Origin of the sequence: Brevibacillus migulae (assembly GCF_004521915.1) — a bacterium.
GTDB classification, from domain to species: Bacteria; Bacillota; Bacilli; order Brevibacillales; family Brevibacillaceae; genus Brevibacillus_F; species Brevibacillus_F migulae.
The window spans coordinates 1-18,085 of the sequence record NZ_SDKD01000012.1 but is presented as its reverse complement, the minus strand read 5'-3'; the positions used below and the strand labels follow the sequence as shown (position 1 = coordinate 18,085).

19 protein-coding genes are annotated in these 18,085 nt (G+C 50.6%); 4 read left to right on the top strand and 15 right to left on the bottom strand.

All coding sequences use genetic code 11. The features are described 5' to 3' along the window. Positions 1–237 precede the first annotated feature (237 nt). The 15 genes from EIZ37_RS14785 to EIZ37_RS14715 all read right to left on the bottom strand — a co-directional run bounded on the left by EIZ37_RS14785 (position 238) and on the right by EIZ37_RS14715 (position 16,247). Positions 238–2,028 carry a copper resistance CopC/CopD family protein gene (locus EIZ37_RS14785; RefSeq protein WP_134685450.1) on the bottom strand — a complete coding sequence of 597 codons (1,791 nt, stop codon included), beginning with the start codon at positions 2,026–2,028 and terminating at the stop codon, positions 238–240. Between the two features lie 73 nt (positions 2,029–2,101). Beyond that, the gene (locus tag EIZ37_RS14780) at positions 2,102–3,160 is read right to left on the bottom strand and encodes a DUF4198 domain-containing protein (protein ID WP_134685448.1); all 1,059 of its coding nucleotides are present in this window, start codon (positions 3,158–3,160) and stop codon (positions 2,102–2,104) included. A gap of 193 nt (positions 3,161–3,353) precedes the next feature. After that, entirely contained in the window at positions 3,354–3,530 is a 177-nt protein-coding gene (locus EIZ37_RS14775) for an aspartyl-phosphate phosphatase Spo0E family protein (protein ID WP_134685446.1), read from the bottom strand. Further along, positions 3,527–4,432 carry a putative bifunctional diguanylate cyclase/phosphodiesterase gene (locus tag EIZ37_RS14770; RefSeq protein ID WP_167568887.1) on the bottom strand — a complete coding sequence of 302 codons (906 nt, stop codon included), beginning with the start codon at positions 4,430–4,432 and terminating at the stop codon, positions 3,527–3,529. The genes EIZ37_RS14775 and EIZ37_RS14770 overlap by 4 nt, the downstream gene beginning before the upstream one ends. Positions 4,433–4,553: 121 nt before the next feature. Continuing rightward, entirely contained in the window at positions 4,554–6,734 is a 2,181-nt protein-coding gene (locus EIZ37_RS14765; RefSeq protein ID WP_134685442.1) for a LuxR C-terminal-related transcriptional regulator, read from the bottom strand. Positions 6,735–6,737: 3 nt separating this feature from the next. Continuing rightward, the gene (locus EIZ37_RS14760) at positions 6,738–6,968 is read right to left on the bottom strand and encodes a hypothetical protein (RefSeq protein ID WP_134685440.1); all 231 of its coding nucleotides are present in this window, start codon (positions 6,966–6,968) and stop codon (positions 6,738–6,740) included. Between the two features lie 12 nt (positions 6,969–6,980). After that, a complete protein-coding gene (locus tag EIZ37_RS14755; RefSeq protein WP_134685438.1) occupies positions 6,981–8,402 on the bottom strand; it encodes an ATPase domain-containing protein in 1,422 nt (473 codons plus the stop codon). Positions 8,403–8,550: 148 nt separating this feature from the next. Next, positions 8,551–9,162 (bottom strand): TVP38/TMEM64 family protein, encoded by a 612-nt coding sequence (locus tag EIZ37_RS14750; protein ID WP_134685436.1) that lies wholly within the window; start codon positions 9,160–9,162, stop codon positions 8,551–8,553. Between the two features lie 105 nt (positions 9,163–9,267). After that, positions 9,268–9,477: a copper ion binding protein gene (locus EIZ37_RS14745; RefSeq protein WP_134685434.1), complete on the bottom strand. Its 210-nt coding sequence runs from the start codon at positions 9,475–9,477 to the stop codon at positions 9,268–9,270. Positions 9,478–9,631: 154 nt separating this feature from the next. Beyond that, positions 9,632–10,273, bottom strand: a complete 642-nt coding sequence (locus EIZ37_RS14740) for an NUDIX hydrolase (protein ID WP_134685432.1) — start codon at positions 10,271–10,273, stop codon at positions 9,632–9,634. 42 nt (positions 10,274–10,315) lie between these two features. Beyond that, positions 10,316–10,705 carry a VOC family protein gene (locus tag EIZ37_RS14735; RefSeq protein ID WP_134685430.1) on the bottom strand — a complete coding sequence of 130 codons (390 nt, stop codon included), beginning with the start codon at positions 10,703–10,705 and terminating at the stop codon, positions 10,316–10,318. A 25-nt stretch (positions 10,706–10,730) separates the two neighbouring features. Then, complete coding sequence (locus EIZ37_RS14730) at positions 10,731–11,420, bottom strand: metal-dependent hydrolase (protein ID WP_134685428.1); 690 nt, start codon at positions 11,418–11,420, stop codon at positions 10,731–10,733. A gap of 198 nt (positions 11,421–11,618) precedes the next feature. After that, positions 11,619–13,256 carry a peptide ABC transporter substrate-binding protein gene (locus EIZ37_RS14725; protein WP_134685426.1) on the bottom strand — a complete coding sequence of 546 codons (1,638 nt, stop codon included), beginning with the start codon at positions 13,254–13,256 and terminating at the stop codon, positions 11,619–11,621. A 174-nt stretch (positions 13,257–13,430) separates the two neighbouring features. Continuing rightward, positions 13,431–14,567, bottom strand: coding sequence for a restriction endonuclease subunit S (locus EIZ37_RS14720; protein WP_134685425.1), 1,137 nt, complete (start codon positions 14,565–14,567; stop codon positions 13,431–13,433). 228 nt (positions 14,568–14,795) lie between these two features. Then, positions 14,796–16,247 (bottom strand): SulP family inorganic anion transporter, encoded by a 1,452-nt coding sequence (locus EIZ37_RS14715; protein WP_134685423.1) that lies wholly within the window; start codon positions 16,245–16,247, stop codon positions 14,796–14,798. A gap of 177 nt (positions 16,248–16,424) precedes the next feature. Here EIZ37_RS14715 and EIZ37_RS14710 point away from each other — a divergent pair, with 177 nt between their 5' ends. The 4 genes from EIZ37_RS14710 (at position 16,425) to EIZ37_RS14695 (ending at position 17,915) form a co-directional block, all read left to right on the top strand. Beyond that, positions 16,425–16,694 (top strand): hypothetical protein, encoded by a 270-nt coding sequence (locus EIZ37_RS14710; RefSeq protein WP_205683837.1) that lies wholly within the window; start codon positions 16,425–16,427, stop codon positions 16,692–16,694. Between the two features lie 67 nt (positions 16,695–16,761). After that, a complete protein-coding gene (locus tag EIZ37_RS14705) occupies positions 16,762–17,136 on the top strand; it encodes a hypothetical protein (protein ID WP_134685421.1) in 375 nt (124 codons plus the stop codon). 21 nt (positions 17,137–17,157) lie between these two features. Next, entirely contained in the window at positions 17,158–17,337 is a 180-nt protein-coding gene (locus EIZ37_RS14700) for a hypothetical protein (protein ID WP_134685419.1), read from the top strand. Positions 17,338–17,402: 65 nt separating this feature from the next. Continuing rightward, positions 17,403–17,915 carry a hypothetical protein gene (locus EIZ37_RS14695; protein WP_134685417.1) on the top strand — a complete coding sequence of 171 codons (513 nt, stop codon included), beginning with the start codon at positions 17,403–17,405 and terminating at the stop codon, positions 17,913–17,915. The last annotated feature ends 170 nt before the right edge of the window (positions 17,916–18,085 follow it).

Sequence of the window (18,085 nt, the reverse complement as noted above, 5' to 3'; positions counted from 1 at the left end):
CCTGCAAGGAAGCGGTTACTTTCCGGTTCCGCTTGCTAAAACGGTACGTCGCGCAAAAGTTTCAAGGAAGCGTACTCATACGTAGAGGTTGAGCAACAAGCATGTACCGTTTTTGCAAGCTCCACCTCTGTTGGTGTGGCAAAGACTCCGCCCGTCCCGGTCTTTCCTTCCTCACGCGGCTTTTGGAACTAAAAAAAGCAATTTCCCGGACTACAGGAAACTGCCTTTTCTCTATTTTTATTGAGGCGGAGCGGTGGTCGATAGAAAACCTGCCGCTATGAGAACCGCACAAGCGATCACGAATTCGGCACGCAAGCTGTGGAAAAGTGAGGATACGTTTATTTGCTCCCCTCCGTTTTCTCCCGCTTGCATCACAAGATGGATGCGCGGCAGCAAATAAAAGCGATGATAGCCTGCCAGGATTAGCGCAACCACAAAAATAGAGAGCTTGACTAGCAAAGTGCTGCCGTAGCTGCTGGTGATCAATTGATCCATATCATCGAGCCGATCGGCACTTAACACCAATCCCGTAGCGATGACCACACCGATTGTAAAGAGGGCAATCCGCGAAAAGTGGGCGGTTGCTTTGTGTAAGAGTACCACTCCCTTAGCCTCTTTGTTCAGTGTGAAGGAGGCGATGGTCAATCCGGCCAATCCTCCGGTCCATACCGCACCTGCCAAAAAGTGGATCGTATGCAGCAGGATCGGAATCCAGATCGAACCCGTCGAGCCCATCGCGTGTCCAGTCAACGGAAAAGTCAGCATCAGGAGAACGATGAGGCCTGCCCTTCCCATCTGTACAACCGTTTCCCGCCAGGATGTCCAGCGGGCCAGCAGCATGAGCAGCAATACGAGCACGGGCCTGAACCAGCTTACGAATCCGATCAGCGTAGTGGAGAGAATGGTCAATGCCAGGTCGCCCACCTTGCCTGTGGTTCCTTGCAATTGCGCGGCCAGGCCATATACATGACTCGCTCCTGCCACCACGAACACGACAAGGCTTGCGGCCAAAAGGAACCGTTCCGCTCCAGCGTCTCGCTGTATGGAACCTCCCATCATTTCTCCAAACGGCTTCCAGCAGCGGAGGAATACCATAGCTCCAAGCATTGTCGCAATGAGAATTTCCACGATGCGGATTCGCGTATGGACCGCATGGGAGGGGCTTGGGGAGTCGTGTTCATGTGCATGTAATAGAGGGGCAGGTTCGGAGGAATTGGCGGCCGTTGGATCCTTCTGCCCCTTTGTCTCCAGAATGACATCAGCAACGCTTCCTTCCTCTGCCGGGAGAGCCTCGCTTTTCGCATCCAATCCCTTCTGTACCTCCGGCGTTTTTAATCCCTCGCTCGCCTTGGTTCCCTGCTCCGCTTTGCCCCCTTGTGATGGACCACCCTGTGCTATGGTGGAGATTGCTTCACTCGCACGGGGCTGCTCTTGCTTGGCATTCTGTCCAGGTGTGACAGCCGCTTCCTCAGCTTTTTTCTCCTGATCAACGGTCACAACCGGCTGTTTGACCACGGCTTGAGCCGGTGCAGCTGGAGTGTTGGCAATCGGTTTTTCCTGCTTGTGCGTTTGGGCCTCTGGTGCTGACGTTGATGCAGCGGCAGGCTCCGACTCCGGTTCATCCAGCGATTGGGTTTCCGCCGGTCGGGCCTTGGGCAGCGGCACTCCCACCGCAAAACGGTAGGATCCCTCCGTGACATGCGTATCTACCGACAATACCTGCCACACCACTTTATAAACACCGTCTTCCAACGGCTTGATGTGCAGGACAAGCCCATTGTCGCCCATTCCTTCCTTTGTTCCCGGAATGGTGTTGCCGGCTGCATCCAGCAGTGTCAGCGTGCTTAGATTCGTATTGATGCTTTCCGAAAACTGGACACGAATTTGCGTGGGCGATTCCTCGATCTCTGACTCCTGGATAGGGGTCGATTGATCGATGTAGGCATGTGCGTCAGCGATCGTTGGGCATAGCAGAAGAGCCAGCATGCTGAATAGCCATAGGAAGTGTGCAATCCCTCGTTGTCTCATTCCTTCTCCCCCCCTTTTTACATAGTGAAGCCGCCGACACGCATCGGCGACTTCACTCTCCACGCTTTGCTTTCTATTTGTCAGTGTGAATATGGATCGCTGCCGGAATGGCGCCTACCGGTGCGAGCACTTCGACGGACCCGCCGAGCGATTCGATCGCTTTGTCCAGTTCGACGGTTCCTGTTCCGTTGAACGATGGATCCACTGCGTTTTTCACTTGCTCTGCAGGGAGAACGAACTTTCCTTGCTGCATATCCAGGCCTTGCACATCTACTGCTTTTCCATTCACATAGAGCGCCGGTTTACCTGCAGCAGCCGATGGCGACAATGCGGATTTGCCGTTTTGCACGGTAAAGGTCATGGTTGCCTCATAGTTGGTCGTATCGTATTTGCCGGCTTCTTTTTCTGCGGTAGTCGGCTTTGCCCGGAGCAAATAGTAATCCGCTGGACCGGTTTTGAAGCTGATGAGGCCGTCTTTATCCGTCTTAAGCACTTGAGCGTCCGAAGTGCTGCGGCGAATGATGCTGACCTCGGTATCCGCCAATGGCTTTCCTTTCAGCAGCAGCTGCACCGACACGTTTTGGTCAGGAGTGATGGCTGCCGGGTTGAATTGAGGCACCAGCTCTGCCCGATCCGGGCTTACCGGTTTGCTGAAGCCTTTCAGCCCTTTCACCCTCTCCAACGTGGGAATGTCGCTTACCGCCACAAAGGATTTTGCATTCCGCAGGGTGCGGCTGGCCACTTCCCCGCTTTTGAAAATGCTGTCTCCCTCTACCGAGATGATGTACGCACCTGGTTGGGATGCGGAAAACGTGGATATGTATGAATTGTTTTTACCGGGCTCTTCCGTTTCCTTCATTTCCCCCGTATAAAAGAGAGTAGCGGTAATATCCGATTTCTTTCCTGCTGGGGTCGTGACGAACACTTTGGATGTATCGGTGCTCCATTTTCCTTCAATCCGATAGCTGGCATGATGGTTGGAATGGTTCCCCAGGAGCAGCTCGACATAGGAGACCTCGCCAGATGCGATGATCGGCGCATTGGTCTGGGACCAGCCATCATGGGCGAATGCCGGTACGGACAGTGCCAGCGAAAGCGATGCAGCGGTTAGAAGTGAAGCCATTTTTTTCATTTATCGTTTCCTCCATTCGTGTGAACTTGTCAGTATGTTCGCTTTATCAGTATACGAAGTTGCCTGTCCTGGATTGTATGACCCAACCGGGCTATCTTCGTTTGCGTAAATGAACAAAGTGTGAAGAAAACTGGCAAATGGGGCACAGAAACAAAAAACACACGCCAGCAACTATTGCCGCGTGTGGGAACTCTTATTTTTTCATGATCATCTTTTGATATTCCACGATCAATAAATCAAGCTCCTGACTCTTTTCCAAGACACATCCTGCATCCAGTGGGCTAAAACGCCGATTGGCCAGTTCGAGCAGTTCTTGTTTTTTTCGTTCGATCTGTTCCAGCAGCGCCTTTACTTGATCAGCCAATCTCATCCCTCATCCCCTCCGATTTGATCAAGCAGTTGGGTAAGCTCATCAGGCGGAAACGGCTGGCTGAATAAAAAGCCTTGGACTTCATGCACATGCCACTTTTTCAGGATAGACATCTTTTCATCTGAATCTACCCCTTCGACGACCACCTTCAGGCGTAATCCTTGAGCAAGCTGGATCATGGCTTTCATCATCTGATAGACCGAATCCTTCCCCAGCTGCTTCGTCAAGGCGCGATCGATTTTGATTCCGTCAACCGGCATTCGCTGCAAGCAGCTCAAGGCGGAATATCCAATGCCAAAATCGTCCATGTAAATTTGAATACCCAATCTTTTCAATTCGTGGAGTCTTTTGATTCCTATCTGATTGTAGTAAATATCGGCGCTTTCTGTAACCTCAAACTGCAAAAAATTTGCACTTAACTCCAATTCTTGGAGAATTTGTGACACATTCTCTACAAAGCCCTCCACTTGCAGCTGATAGGCTGATAGATTGATAGCCATATGCAATTGCGAATGACCGGCGGAATGCCATTTTTTCAGCTGCAGACAGGCCATGCGGATGACCCAGGAACCGAGTGGGATAATCGTTCCGGTGCGCTCTGCAAACGGGATGAATTCGTCGGGGGAAATCCTTCCGTACACGGGATGCTCCCACCTTACCAAAGCTTCCATCCCTACGATTTGCTGTTTATACGGATTGATCTTGGGCTGGTAGGCAATGTGCATTTCTCCACGCTTTTGGGCACCTTGCAGATCCTTGATCAACTGCAGCTTACGCCGAACCGCTGGGTCCACCTTCGTCGTTTCCCAAACGCTGTTCTTCCCCACAAACTCTTCTACCATACCATCCACCCCGTTTTTCGCATTCACAGGCGCTTGCCATCCGCCGCCCTCGTTATCCATATTTTGTCTAATTCTGCAGCGGAAGGATATCCCCATGGTTTCCTGTTTTTGCTAGATTGCGAATAGGAAGGTAGGTAGAACAAAAAAAGCCCCCTTTTCGAAGGGAGCTGTATTTTCCAGACTATGACTCTTTCGCATCCAACGCTTTTTGATAGACGTATGCGATCGCTTGTGTACGATCGGTGACTTGCATTTTATGGAAGATGTTGGTCAAATGGTTCTTCACGGTATGTTCGCTGATGTAAAGGTTCTCTGCAATCTCACGGTTGGTCGCACCTTGCACGACGAGAACCAGCACCTCTTTCTCCCTCCCGGAAAGAAGCGGCATATCCACGATCCGTTGACGCAGCGGCGCGGTCAGATCCCCTTCTGCTTCAGCGGTGTCAGCAGAGCTGCCCAAGGTAACCGTGCGATCCATGACCTCTCTGCTCTGCAAAAAGGCATACGCTTGCTGGCACAAAACAGGATCATATCCCTTGATTGGTTCATGGAGGCTGGTCAGCTTCTTGCCATTCTTCACGTAATCATAGAAAAAAGAAAGCAGCTGTGCCTCATAGGAATAGGAAACGTTTCCTAGTGAATCTCGCAGCCGATTGCGTTCCTGCAAAGCACGGTACTCGGAAAGAATCGAGAGCACCTTGGTCTGCTCCGGGATGGTCTCCCGCAAAATATCCAGATCAAACGCTGCGATTAAGCACGCTTGGACCAGCGGGCGCATTTCCGCAGCCGGCTTGTCCTGTCCCTTCCCAAAAGCTTCAAGCAGCTCCTTGACCTCGCTCGCACTCGCATAGGAATCCGGGTCCCATTGCCGCAAGCTCCTGTGCAAATGCTCCGCATATCTGCTGCTGACCGTATGCTCCGCTGTTTCCCTGGCTAATTGCAGCGCTGCTCCCCCCACAGAGGCCAGGCTCATGAGAAAGCTGTCGTGCTCTGCTGTCGCTTCATTCAAATGGGGATATGTCACACTGAGTACGGCTTGCACATGCCCATTGCTTATAAGCGGATACTCCGCGTACGTCTTGTCCCCATGCTTTCGATAGGACACCGTGTCATTCGAGCTACCGTGCTTCTCAGTCAAAAAATAATGCTCAGCGATTTCTTTTCCATAGGAGTCCGCATGCGCTTTGTCCATCCCCCGTGAAATCACCTGTATTTGCGCTTCGTCCGTCTTGACCACGACACAGCTGGACGTGCCTTTGACCAGGTGAAGGCTCATGTCGACAAGTATGTACAGGATCCGGTTCACATCACGCAAAGAAGTCATGGTACGGGTAATCAGCAATAATGTATCAAGGTACAAAAGCTGGCTTTCCATACTCTTCTGCATGGAATAGTAAGACAACTGGAGACCGAAAAGAGAAGCGAGAAGCGTCACCTTCTCCATCGTATCTCTACGGATCGACCGACTTGTCACAGCCCCGCCAAACAACAGTCCGATGATGGTGTTCTCCCGCAGGATCGGTAAACAAAACAAAGCATGAGGGTGAACGCCTCTCTGCGTAAAAAAGAGCACACGCGGATCACGTCCAATCTGCTCCCAATACCCGTTCTCACCAGTCAAAGCAGGTAAGCCGAGGAAGCCTTCACCGATCGTAAAGCATGCATCCAGTAGGCGATCGGCATTCTCTCCCCTGACCGAACGTATCACAAAGCTGCCGTCATCCTCTTTTGAGGCAAATCCCGCAAACTGCAGCTCTCGCCCTGCCAGTTCGATCTGCTCCAGCCACTCCGCCGTTGAACGCTCCTGCTTCACGATGGTGGATGAAAGCTCCATGAATGGTTGCATAGACGGTTGCTGGCCTTCTTTTTGCTGATGCTCCTGCACGAGCGTTTCCACAATTCCTGCCAGCTGCTCCATTCGTTGCAGGTCCTGCTGTGTCTCCCCGTCCTGATGCGGGCTCTGTTCTCCCAATGCCTCCAGCCAGTGGGCAGAGTCCGCTACCTGTGTGCGAATATATTCGGTGATCATCTCTCTCGCATGAGCTTCCATATAGACACCCGACCAAATGAAAGCCTGAGTCTCTCCCTCGATCACGACCGGTGCCACTATGACTTTGATCCCCGGCTGCGCATCAAAGACAATGGGTTGATTCCCGTGATGCCTTGCCGTTATCAGGGGGCGCGTCCGTTCAAACAAGGACGAAAAATCGTGAACAAATAGCAGCGTAGTCAAGGGCGTAAGCGCAGAAGGCTTTGTGAGCGCCTTCCCCTCTCGATCGCTGATCCATATCGTCCGGTTCATCCATGCGGCATAGGCATCCTGCAAATCCTGCAACTTGTTTTGCTCTCGCACTTTCTCCATAGGCTAACTCACGTGAATCATATCTGGTTGATTGTAGCTGTATATGGCACGTTCGCCTTCACCCATCCGTTTCAAGATGCTCAAGGTAACCAGCTTCTGCAGGACCTGATCCAGATGCTCCGGCGTTCGGCCCAACCGCAAGGCCAATCCATCCAATGTTTCATAAGCATGGGGGTTCATTTGAAAGAAGAGTGTACATTCCATTTGCAATGGGACGATATAGCTGTCACTCATGTTTCTCCCCTCCTATATCAACCGAATAAACGGTTTTTCCGCAATATTTTCAATTAATAGCGGCTCTGACATCCGGCCGTGCGGCGACTTGGTCACCTGCAGATACTGATAGGCACCGTCTACCCACGTCCGAATCACCCCGTTACAGGTCCGCTCCAGGAATGCTGACGTCTCATCATCGATTTCCGCAAAGTTGCAAAGGATGATCAAGGTAAGCCCTACAGCCCTTGCCCGATTGACCTCCTCAGCAAAGAAGCGTTTGACAAACGATTTTCCACGCTCGGAAAACATCGTATTCAAATCATAATAGGCAAACCAATTTTCTCCCTTGTCCCTGCTCTCGTTAACAATGGGTCCCAGCTTTTCATCAAGGTACTGATGATATTCCTCATCCGAAACATGGTTCAGCTGAATGACCGCCTGCTCAAATCCTTTTGGCGCAGGGCGTTCGAAATGGTCGAGAAAATAGGCCTTTCCTTGCTCCACCGCCTCAAGCAGATCTACACCAAAGAGCGCCATGATTCGCTTGGAATCAAACAATGTTGAAATGCTGGGCACCATGGAGATTGTGCGTTCTCCAGCCAGCAAGCGCTGGGCAAATATGGAGCCCATGATGTACTTATAGTTGGCTTTGCTATTGGTATCCAAAATAAAAGCGGTGCCGGATGCGATTCCGCCGCAGAGAAGCTCGTCCAATCGCGCAATCCCGGTAGGTACGACTGATACATCCTTGCGAAGGCCGCGATCTTCCACCATGGACAGCGCAGGAATCAGATGAATCCCCTTATCCGTAATCCGATAGACGTGCTCGCCCTCCAAGATCCGAGTACCGCGCATTTTGGTGATTTCAAGCGTGCGCTTCCGATACTTTTCCATATGCTTCTGTAAAGCAAGCCGGATAACCCCGTCCGCCACGTAATGCTCGTAGGTGATTTCCGTACGCTCCGGGTCGGTTTGCTCGCGTAACAGGAGAGAGGTTAACGATAGCTTTCGCAGAATATTTCGGATTCGGTAAACATTCTTTCTGCTTTCTGCGTCCAGGCCGTCATGCATCAGGCTGATGCTGTCGATCACCACGCGGCGGCAGTTCATTTCCCGCACGATCTGCTCAAAAAGTCCTTCGGGCTGCATCATCTGCTCCAACAGGATTTCCGGCGAGATACAGATGACGCGCAGCAGATTCTCCTTTTCCAACTGGCGCAGGTCCCAGCCAAACGCCAGCATGTCTTCGTAAATCTGTTCGGGCAGCTCTTCAAAAGTGAGATAGATGCCTGCCTCTTTATCAACAGTCGCTCCATGATACAGAAACTGCATGCCCAAGGTCGTCTTTCCCGTACCCGGCGCTCCTTCCACCAAGACGGAGGCACCTGCGGGGAACCCTCCATGCAGCAAATAATCAAGTCCAGCGATCCCGGAAGCAACAGGTCTTTTCATCGCTCCACCAACCCTCCGTATATTCGAGATGTATGTAGTAGGTGAATAAATGTAATTTCTTATCTATTTTACCTGTAAAAGCTGGGAAAGCGGTAACAATTTCCTTGGCATCATATCGGAATTGGTACATAAGACCTATATCTTCGTTTTATCTTCTTCTCCACCATCGATAAAGCAAGTAGACGGCCGCAAGAAAAACCGTGTACCCTACTGCAAGCCCAAGCACATTCCCCTGCTCGCTGAACAACTGCTCGCCAGCTATCGCCATAGCTACCATGACAGGAAATTTCCCTACGATCGTCGCGACGATATAAATGACCGGACGAATCCGGCTGATCCCGGCATAGATATTCACCGCTGCCGCCGGAAGGATCGGGATCAGGCGTGCGAAAAGAATCGCGAAAAAAGGGTGGCGCTCCATCAGGACGGTGAACTGCTCCAATCGTTTCACCCGAGCCACATAAGCTCGTCCCCGTTCCGCAAACACATAGCGAACGAGAAAAAACATGATCACCGCAGCAACGGTTGAGCCTGTCACATTAATGATTCCGCCGGTCAAGGCCCCATATTTGGCCCCCATTACACCGCCCAATACGCCATAAGGCAGGACAGGAAAAAGGGCAAACAGGCTTGCTGCGCCAATCATCAACGGGATATCTCTGGTTTCCCCTTGCTCAAGCCAGTGCAGAAGCGGCTCTTTGTAGATAACTGCAGCGATGGAGACCGCTGCATACAGAATCAGTAACCACCATTTCGGCATGAAATCTCTCCTTGCATAAACCGGTGTCTTCGCAGATTGTATCCTTTCCGCAGGCAAAAGAAAAGCGCCTCATGCAAGCCAGCAGAGGCACTTTCTCAATGATCCTTACGCGGAGACAACATCGTATCCTTGCTCTTCAATCACTTCTTTGATTTTCTCCAGAGAGGTTTTTGTTTCATCAAAAGAAACGTTCACCTTTTTCTCGGCCAGATCGACTTTCGCATCTACAGCCAATTCACGCTTCAAAGCACCCTCGATGCTGTTTACGCAGTGATTGCAGGACATTCCTTCCACTTGCAGAGAGATTTGTTGCATGGTTGATCTCACCTTTCCATATGGTTTACATCTTTATAATACTATACCCCCCTAACGTATGCAAGAGAAAAAATTCAGAGGGGATTCCCCCTCTGTTTTCTCCGATTTCCTTCCTCATTATTCATTCAAATGAGCAGACTTCTGCTACCCGGCCCTAGCTGCGAATCACGTCCAAGAAGTGGGACAGGATTCTCGCCGTCAATCCCCAGATGACATGTCCGTCTACCTCGTAAAAATATTGAGGGAACGTACCTGTCCGCCATTGATACTGTTCACCATTGGGCACGAGATGGTACGGAAAGTCCTCCGAGGGCTCCACCTTGAGCCGCGTATGATGGATGCGCGGCTGGATGGCCAAAAGCGTCTCCAGATCAACCGTAAAAAAGCTGTCCACCTCATCGGGATTGGGACGAATCGGCTCTGCGACAGTCACTTTCCCTACAAACGGATAAATGATCAGCCCCGCAGGCGTGACGAAGATATCCAGATCCCCCACATGCTCGATGGATTCTGGGGAAACGCGCAGCTCCTCAACCGTTTCACGCAAGGCTGTATTCCATTCGGTCCGATCATCCTCTTCCCAATGCCCGCCTGGAAAACAGATTTCTCCCGCTTGTCGACGCAAACTGGCTGCCCTTTTTGTGAACAGGACAGCCGTTTTTCCTTCCTCTGTAGTTACCAGCGGCACAAGAACGGCATTTTTCTTGAATTGCTGCTCTCCGAGAATGCCTGGACGATGCAGCTTCAGCTTATTCATGATATCCGTTTGCTTTCTGTCCTCGTTCGCTTCCGCCATTCCTTTTTGCCTCCCGACACATTGCTGAACCACTCCCGGAAGTTAACGTCCTTCCAGAGGATTGGAGATTTCAATCAAATTTTCATCTGGATCGCGCAGATAGACAGAAAGGATTTTCCCAGTCGCCCCAGTCCGCGGAACAGGCCCTTCCAGAATCTGCACACCACTCTCCTCCAGATGCTTTACGACCTCATCGATCGGCACGCTTGTCAGAAAGCATAAATCAGCCGAGCCTGGCATCACGCGACCCGCTTTTGGCTCAAACTCATGGCCGCTCTGATGCAAATTGATTTTTTGTTCCCCAAATTGCAAAGCCACCCGATTTTCTCCAAATCGGACCACTTCCATCCCGAGAACTCGCGTATAAAAGGCACAAGTCTCTTCGATGTTTGCTACTGTCAGCACGAGATGGTCCAATCGATCAATATGCATACTCCCCATCCCTATCTATCATGGCTTACAGGGTGATGCTTTCCCCTGGCTTTACAACGGTTCCTTTGATGTTCTTTTCGGCCAATGCCGCTACAAACTGCTCTCCATCCTGTTTGATCGGCGGGAATGTATTGAAATGGATCGGCACGACATGCTTCGCATTCAACCACTGTGCCGCGATCACTGCATCTTTTGGTCCCATGGTGTAGTGATCGCCGATCGGCAGGAATGCCAGGTCGATCTGGTTCAGCTCGCCAAGCATTTTCATGTCGCCGAACAGTCCGGTATCTCCGGCATGATAAATCGTTTTGCCGCCGATTTCGAGCAAGAAGCCGCCGGGCATGCCAAGATAGACAATGTTTTGATCCTCATCTGTCGTGACTGCCGAGCTGTGGAACGCATGCGTCATTTTCACCCGGCCTATCGGCAGTGCATAAGAGCCTCCGAGGTTGATGCCGACTGTCTTGGCGCCTTGCCAGCCCAGATAGCTTGCCAACTCTACGATCGAAATGATGGTTGCGTCGTTTTGCTTCGCAATTTGCACCGCATCTCCAATATGATCGCCATGTCCATGCGTTAACAGGATGTGCTGAACACGCACATCCTCCGGTTTAGTGACAGCGACCGGGTTCCCATTGAGAAACGGATCGATGATTAAGGAGTGCTCCCCTTCTGTAATTTGGATGCAAGAATGACCGTGGAACAAGATTTCCATGCCTGTACAACCCCTTTTCATTGAGGAATAGAATCGATTATGTATGGATGCTTGTTAGCTTCTTTTTATTATTATAACTGGCAGAACTCTCCAAGTCATGCCAGCCAGAGAGTTTCAAGACGGTTGCTCCTATGTGTGCAAGAAAAAACCACTGGGCAAAAATCCTCCTGCCCAGTGGCCATCCGATCGAGCCAATCGTTATTCAAGATAGGCCCATTTGTAATCGACGTGTCCAAGACCATCCACAAAGACGCCTTTCACATTGTCCTTTTTGACCCAGGATTGCGTGTAGTAGTAGATGGGCGCGATCGGCATGTCTGCCATTAAAATTTGTTCGGCTTGAGCGAGCAGCTGTTTTCGTTTTTCGGGATCCTGCTCGACCGCAGACTTGTTAAGAAAGTCCTTGTACTGCGGGTTTTCCCAGCGTGTATCGTTGTTACCGCCCTCTTTATCCTTGAACAGGTCGAGGAACGTGAGCGGATCATTATAATCGGCCAGCCAGCCCATCCGGCCAACCTGGAAGTTCCCGGAATGCAGGTCCTCGATATATACCTTCCATTCCTTGTTTTCCAGCTTGATCTCTGCTCCGAATGCCTTTTTCCATTGATCCTGTACAGCTTCCGCAATTTTCTTATGCGCCTCTGACGTATTGAAGGAGATGCCGATTGGCGGCAGCTTGCTGATGCCCAGCTCTTTCATACCCTCAGCCAGCAGCTTCTTGGCCGTCTCGATGTCGTTATCTTTGTAGAAAGCGGCATTGCCTACCGAAGTGGACGTCGGGATGAATCCAAGCGCCGGTTCTTGGTTGGCTTGGGTCACATTATCGATGATGGCCTGCCGGTTAATCGCATAGACGAATGCTTTGCGAATCTTCTCATTAGTAAACGGCGGTTTTTCCGTATTGAATTTATATAAATAGGTTCCAGCGATCGGAATCGTGACCATTCTGCCGGAATCCTTCAAGGCCGGGATCGCGTCGGTCGGCAATGCGCTCAGCGGTGCGCCCGCCCAGTCGATTTCCCCATTTTCAAACATGGCTAACTCAGTATTTTCATCCTCCACCATGGAGAATTCAATCCGGTCAAGCTTCACTTTCTCCTGATCCCAGTAGTTTTCATTTTTTTCGAGGACCATCTTGCTCTTATGGACCCATTCTGTCATTTTGAACGGCCCATTGCCGATATGGGTCTTGGCTTCGGCTGCCCACTGCGGATTGGCTTCTACGGTTTTTTTGTGCACGGGATAATAGGTATAGAAAGAAGTGAGTTCGAGGAAGAACGGAGTTGGATTTTCTAGGACTACCTGGAGGGTCTTATCGTTCAGGGCCTTCACGCCGACATCATCCATCGTCGCTTCGCCTTTGTTGAACTTCTCACCATTTTTAATGAAATACAGCTGATATGCATAGTTGGAGGCCGTTTTCGGGTCGAGCGCCCGTTTCCATGCATATTCAAAATCTTGGGCAGTGACCGGATCGCCGTTGCTCCATTTGGCTTCCCGGATCGTGAATGTATAGGTTAGCAGATCTGGGGATATCTCCACCTTTTCGGCTGCCGATTCGTGCGGCTTTCCATCCTCCCCGGTTCGCGTCAATCCATCAAAAGTGGCCCGCACGACCGCTCCGGAAGTGGTATCCTCGGCTAGCCCCGGATCGGCAGTGGGTGGCTCAGAGTGTAAATTCAGCCGAAGCACTTGGGGCTCTCCTGATGCCTGGGGTGCGGTCTGTTCGGAGGTCTGATTCCCTGGCGGCTGATTAGCCTGCTGACTCGCGCATCCTGACAATGCCGTTCCGAAAACAACAAGCGAACTGACTGCAACAAACAAGCCTTTCCTCATTTCCATATTCCCCCTTTTCTTTTCTGGTTATTACTATACTTCGTTTCGAACCAGCGCGTAATGGGTTTTGCAAAGATTTGATTATATTTGACAGATTTTTATGAAAATTAATACAATTACCAAAAAGATAAACACAAATAAATAGAGGCTTGGATTCCCCAAGCCTTTGCCTATTTATCCGGTTAGCTTCCCTTGAAAAGCGCAGTGACGGATACTCTGCGCCTGTTCCTCCAAGGCGGTCAGCTGCGCTTGCATCATCCGTTTCTGCCGTTCGATATGCTCGGCCAGCTGCCCAAAAGCCATCTGTTCACGGAGGGGAGGCAGCGGAATCGGCATCGCCCGCAGATCGCCCAATGAGATGAAGCGCTGCGTCCCCCCGCGATGGACCTTTTCCACCCAATTGGTGAAATAATGTGAATCGAGAACACCCTTCATATAGCGATTGGTGATCCGCCCCTGATCCGGAAACTTCAGCAGCGCCACATTTTTGATGGCAAACGCAGCATCAGTCTGTACAAGCACCGGATTGCCAATCGTCCCGATCATCGGCAGCAATATATCTCCCCGATCCACCTTCGAGCGTTTGTTGATCTCGTGGAAATCTTTCTCGCTGATGCATTTTGCCCCGCGAAAATCGATGTCTCCTCCCGCCAGATTCCGTGACGTAATAAGCGGATAGCCAGCCTGCACGTACCGAGGTGATTCGTGGGTGCCATCCCTCACGTCGCATAGCTCCTGCAGCGGGAAGATTTCAAAGCTTTTGGGGTTTTGGACAAGATCCCCGAAGCGCTCATGAAAATACGATTGCAGCAGCTGATCTTGCAAAAGCAGCGCTTCTTTCCGCTTGTTGATCAGATCATCCGCTTCTTGGAAAATGGCGACCAGCTTTTCCTGCTCGGGTATCGATGGCAGCGGAAGGATGATTCGCTCTAGATCCGCCTTGGTCAATTTTCCTCTGGTGGTACCGGTAATATGGCTGGATAAATCGGCATGATTGAGATAAAACCTCACATATTCCAGCTTGGCATGGCTCGTCTCCAACAGTACGTGAGCATGGTTATTCACCCAGCATTTGCCCTCATACAGAAACGCACAATGCTCCCCGGCGCCCCAATATCCCCCGTCTTCCGCCACACAAAGAATTTTTTCATCAAACAGATACTCATCCACGTAGTCGATGATATTGTTCGCACCGATATACGGATAACGCTTTTCCTTGCTGATCGCTGCCCTTTGCCTTTCGTTCAATGGCTTGCGGCGTGAATCCGCATTGATTGTTATCTCCCCTAGATGAACCATGGTATACGTCATACATTCCCTTTCCCTCTGTCGATGAGTCAGGCAGTCCCTTTATCAAAACATATCAGAAAGTCGTTTCCACTGGAACCAGTCTGCTTTGGAAAACAGCCGCAATCCAGCGGTCGCGCTGTTTGCGTGCCTCGCTGCATGGGTTACTCAACATCCGCTCAAAAAAAGGTCCTGATCAGCGCAGCCATCCCCGCTCATCAAGACCTTTTCCTTATCGTCGTTTCGATTCGCCTAGTGACCCGAGACGCTTAGCCCTATCCGGTTTATCAAGGATTGGCTTTCTTCGTTCAGCCCTTTGATCGTCACTTGCTTGCCCAATTGTTCATAATGCTGCAGCACCTTCGCGATTGCCGTCACTGCGGAATGATCCCATACATGCGAATGTCTGAAATCGATGACGACCTGCTCAGGGTCATTCGCAAAATCGAACTGCTCGACAAAATGACTCATGGTGCCAAAAAAGAGTTGGCCGGAAACCGTATAAACGATCGCTCCCTCCAGGTTATGCGTGACGGTCGTTTTCAAGCGTGCGATTTTCCAGCCGAAATTCAACGCGCTCATGATCACACCGGCGATGACACCTTTGGACAGATCGTGCGTGGCCACCACGATCGCTACCGTCGTGATCATCACGATGGAATCGCTCAACGGCACCTTGCGCAGATCCCGCAGCGATTGCCAGTCAAAGGTGCTGATCGATACCATCACCATCACACCTACGAGAGCGGCCATCGGGATGCGTGTCACCACATCGCCCAAGACCATGATCAAAAACAGCAAGAAGCTGCCGGCCACAAACGCGGAGAGTCGTCCTCTCCCTCCCGACTTCACATTGATCACGGACTGTCCGATCATCGCACAGCCGGCCATGCCGCCAAAAAATCCTGTGACGATATTGGCGATGCCTTGTCCTTTTACCTCTGTATTCTTATTGCTTTTCGTCTGGGTCATCTCGTCCACGATCGTGGCGGTCAAGAGCGATTCCAGAATTCCCACCAGTGCGAGGGCGAAGGAATACGGGAAAATGATCGACAATGTCTCCAGCGAAAACGGTACGGCCGGCAGATGGAAGCTAGGCAGCGTCTGCGTGATTGTTCCCATGTCTCCTACTGTACGGATGTCCAGCCCTGTAAAGATCGCCAATGCCGTCATAACGATGATGGCAATCAACGGCGCCGGAACTGCTTTTACAAAGCGGGGCAATGTGTAGATGATCAGCAAAGTTCCCGCTACCATGGCGTACATGACCCATGATTCTCCCACAAAGTGCGGCAGCTGCGCCATGAAGATCAGGATGGCCAGCGCGTTCACAAAACCAATCATCACTGAATGCGGAATGAAGGTGATGAATTTCCCTATCCGCAGCGCACCCATGATGATTTGCAGCACCCCCGTCAACACGGTCGCCGCAAACAAATACTCGATGCCATGGTCTTTCACCAAAGTCACCATGACCAGCGCCATCGCGCCGGTAGCCGCCGAGATCATCCCCGGTCTTCCCCCGACGATGGCGATCACACAGGCAATGCAGAAGGAGGCGTACAACCCCACCATCGGATCGACACCTGCGATGATCGAAAAGGCGATTGCCTCTGGAATCAGCGCCAATGCAACCGTCATCCCAGACAAAATATCTCCGCGGATGTTGGACACCCATTCCGTTTTCCATTGTGTAATGTTCATGATTACCTCTTTTCTGGTTTGATTTTTATTGATCTTTTTCTTGCAAAAAGATCGGGCCGTAGAACACAAGGAATTATTATATCGAAGGATTGTTTCGTTATCTAGTTAAATATTTATATATTTGTTACCAAAAATGATTTCATAGCGTCTTAAAGAAAAATGATAGTGGGTGAATGAATGTCCAACGTGAAGCTTTTTTTCAAGCTGCTCGGAAAGAACATAGAGAAAATCCGCGAACCGCAAAGCTACGAAGCGGCCGGCCTGGAAATATTTTGCCCGCATTGCAAGCACAATAAGTTCCATCATCAATACAAGCTATTAAATACGGCCGGTTTGACGTTTTTCAACCTCGATTTTGCCAATCGCCAAGCGCATACGTTGACCTGCGCCCGCTGTGGCCACATCCAGTGGTATGGACTTGAGATCAGCAGATTGGTGGATGAATGAGTACGCTTTTTCCCAATGAACCATATTAAAATTGGAAATACCATCTCCCCCAACCAGGTGATCGAACATGGACAAGATCCGCCAGCTTCTTACCCCCGAGTTGAAAAAGAAAGCCGAAGAAGAAATCAGCGGCCTGACCTTTACGAAAAATTTCCGTTCGGCGACCGCAGAGGAATGGTATGTATTTTTGCCAGGCTATAAAGATCCGCAGACCGGCGGAGCAGCCGGAAAAGTCATCATTCACTATGATCTTTACGGCAATCGGGACGTTTTCATCAATACGACGATCATCTACGACGATCCCGCCCTATGCATGCCTGAAGTGAGCCCGTTGGTATACCAAATCTCAGAAGAACTGGTCAACAGACTGGTTGGATACGCGAACACCCTGCTGTCCGTCCATGCTGGGGCCAATTCTTATCAGGCGGAATATGTTCATTAAGTCTCATGGAGGAAAAACAAAATGGATAATCAATATTTTGTAGGCTGGGGAACGCTTGCACTGATCAATGCGGGGCTCGCTCAAGGAAAAAACCGCAGCGGCCTGAATTGGTTTTTCTTATCGTTGTTGCTTGGCCCACTCGCCACGCTGATCATCGTGGTGTGGGACAAATTGCCGGAAGAGAAGGACTTGTCGCAATAAGAGGGAATTTACATAAAAAGGAAACGTTTTCGTTGTTATCCTCGTCTTCTTAACGAGGTGATAGCATGCATTCCATCCTAAAAATCGGCTTGCTTTTGATCATGGTTGTTCTCGTTCCTATGTCGTTTATCCCGTCAACAGCTCATGCTTGCTCTTGTGACATCCCCGACACGGCGAAAGAAGCCATGGACAGAGCCGCTGCCGTCTTTGTCGGAACTGTTACCAGCGTGAAGAAGCAGAAAAGCGGCTTTGACATTACATTCGCCGCCAGCAAGAGTTGGAAAGGTCCTTCTTCCACAGAGATCCATGTATTCAGCCCATATGGCAGCTGCCAATACAATTTCGTGGAAGGCACTGCGTACTTGGTGTATGCGAGCTCTTGGAAAAATTCTAAACTGCTGACCGTTTACGACTGTGGAAGAACAGCCCCTTTGCCGAGTGCGCAACCGGACATTGATGAGCTGGACTATCCGGACAACACGCAGCGACGACTGGGGGAGACCCTCGCCGATGAAGCCTACCTTTCCCTTTTTTTACCCCCGCTTCTCCGCATCACCGTTGAACTTGTACTCAAATAAGAAAAACTTCATTACAAGCCCGCTCGAAGAAGGTATCGAGTCCTTCTTTAACGTTCGTTTTTCATGGTGTATCAGATTGATTCGTCGTGAAGTATATTCTTTCTGATACAGCAAAAAAAGCTGCCCTTTCTGAAGTGACCCCAAAAAGTTAGACACGTTTGTTTAATTAA

What these genes read in the sequence shown, in the direction of transcription:
- EIZ37_RS14780 (WP_134685448.1), bottom strand. Translation starts at nt 3,160, where the DNA reads ATGAAAAAAATGGCTTCACTTCTAACCGCTGCATCGCTTTCGCTGGCA.
- EIZ37_RS14735 (WP_134685430.1), bottom strand. Translation starts at nt 10,705, where the DNA reads ATGCATATTGATCGATTGGACCATCTCGTGCTGACAGTAGCAAACATC.
- EIZ37_RS14705 (WP_134685421.1), top strand. Translation starts at nt 16,762, where the DNA reads ATGGACAAGATCCGCCAGCTTCTTACCCCCGAGTTGAAAAAGAAAGCC.
- EIZ37_RS14745 (WP_134685434.1), bottom strand. Translation starts at nt 9,477, where the DNA reads ATGCAACAAATCTCTCTGCAAGTGGAAGGAATGTCCTGCAATCACTGC.
- EIZ37_RS14785 (WP_134685450.1), bottom strand. Translation starts at nt 2,028, where the DNA reads ATGAGACAACGAGGGATTGCACACTTCCTATGGCTATTCAGCATGCTG.
- EIZ37_RS14720 (WP_134685425.1), bottom strand. Translation starts at nt 14,567, where the DNA reads ATGACGTATACCATGGTTCATCTAGGGGAGATAACAATCAATGCGGAT.
- EIZ37_RS14755 (WP_134685438.1), bottom strand. Translation starts at nt 8,402, where the DNA reads ATGAAAAGACCTGTTGCTTCCGGGATCGCTGGACTTGATTATTTGCTG.
- EIZ37_RS14740 (WP_134685432.1), bottom strand. Translation starts at nt 10,273, where the DNA reads ATGGCGGAAGCGAACGAGGACAGAAAGCAAACGGATATCATGAATAAG.
- EIZ37_RS14775 (WP_134685446.1), bottom strand. Translation starts at nt 3,530, where the DNA reads ATGAGATTGGCTGATCAAGTAAAGGCGCTGCTGGAACAGATCGAACGA.
- EIZ37_RS14700 (WP_134685419.1), top strand. Translation starts at nt 17,158, where the DNA reads ATGGATAATCAATATTTTGTAGGCTGGGGAACGCTTGCACTGATCAAT.
- EIZ37_RS14770 (WP_167568887.1), bottom strand. Translation starts at nt 4,432, where the DNA reads ATGGATAACGAGGGCGGCGGATGGCAAGCGCCTGTGAATGCGAAAAAC.
- EIZ37_RS14715 (WP_134685423.1), bottom strand. Translation starts at nt 16,247, where the DNA reads ATGAACATTACACAATGGAAAACGGAATGGGTGTCCAACATCCGCGGA.
- EIZ37_RS14695 (WP_134685417.1), top strand. Translation starts at nt 17,403, where the DNA reads ATGCATTCCATCCTAAAAATCGGCTTGCTTTTGATCATGGTTGTTCTC.
- EIZ37_RS14750 (WP_134685436.1), bottom strand. Translation starts at nt 9,162, where the DNA reads ATGCCGAAATGGTGGTTACTGATTCTGTATGCAGCGGTCTCCATCGCT.
- EIZ37_RS14760 (WP_134685440.1), bottom strand. Translation starts at nt 6,968, where the DNA reads ATGAGTGACAGCTATATCGTCCCATTGCAAATGGAATGTACACTCTTC.
- EIZ37_RS14765 (WP_134685442.1), bottom strand. Translation starts at nt 6,734, where the DNA reads ATGGAGAAAGTGCGAGAGCAAAACAAGTTGCAGGATTTGCAGGATGCC.
- EIZ37_RS14725 (WP_134685426.1), bottom strand. Translation starts at nt 13,256, where the DNA reads ATGAGGAAAGGCTTGTTTGTTGCAGTCAGTTCGCTTGTTGTTTTCGGA.
- EIZ37_RS14730 (WP_134685428.1), bottom strand. Translation starts at nt 11,420, where the DNA reads ATGGAAATCTTGTTCCACGGTCATTCTTGCATCCAAATTACAGAAGGG.
- EIZ37_RS14710 (WP_205683837.1), top strand. Translation starts at nt 16,425, where the DNA reads ATGTCCAACGTGAAGCTTTTTTTCAAGCTGCTCGGAAAGAACATAGAG.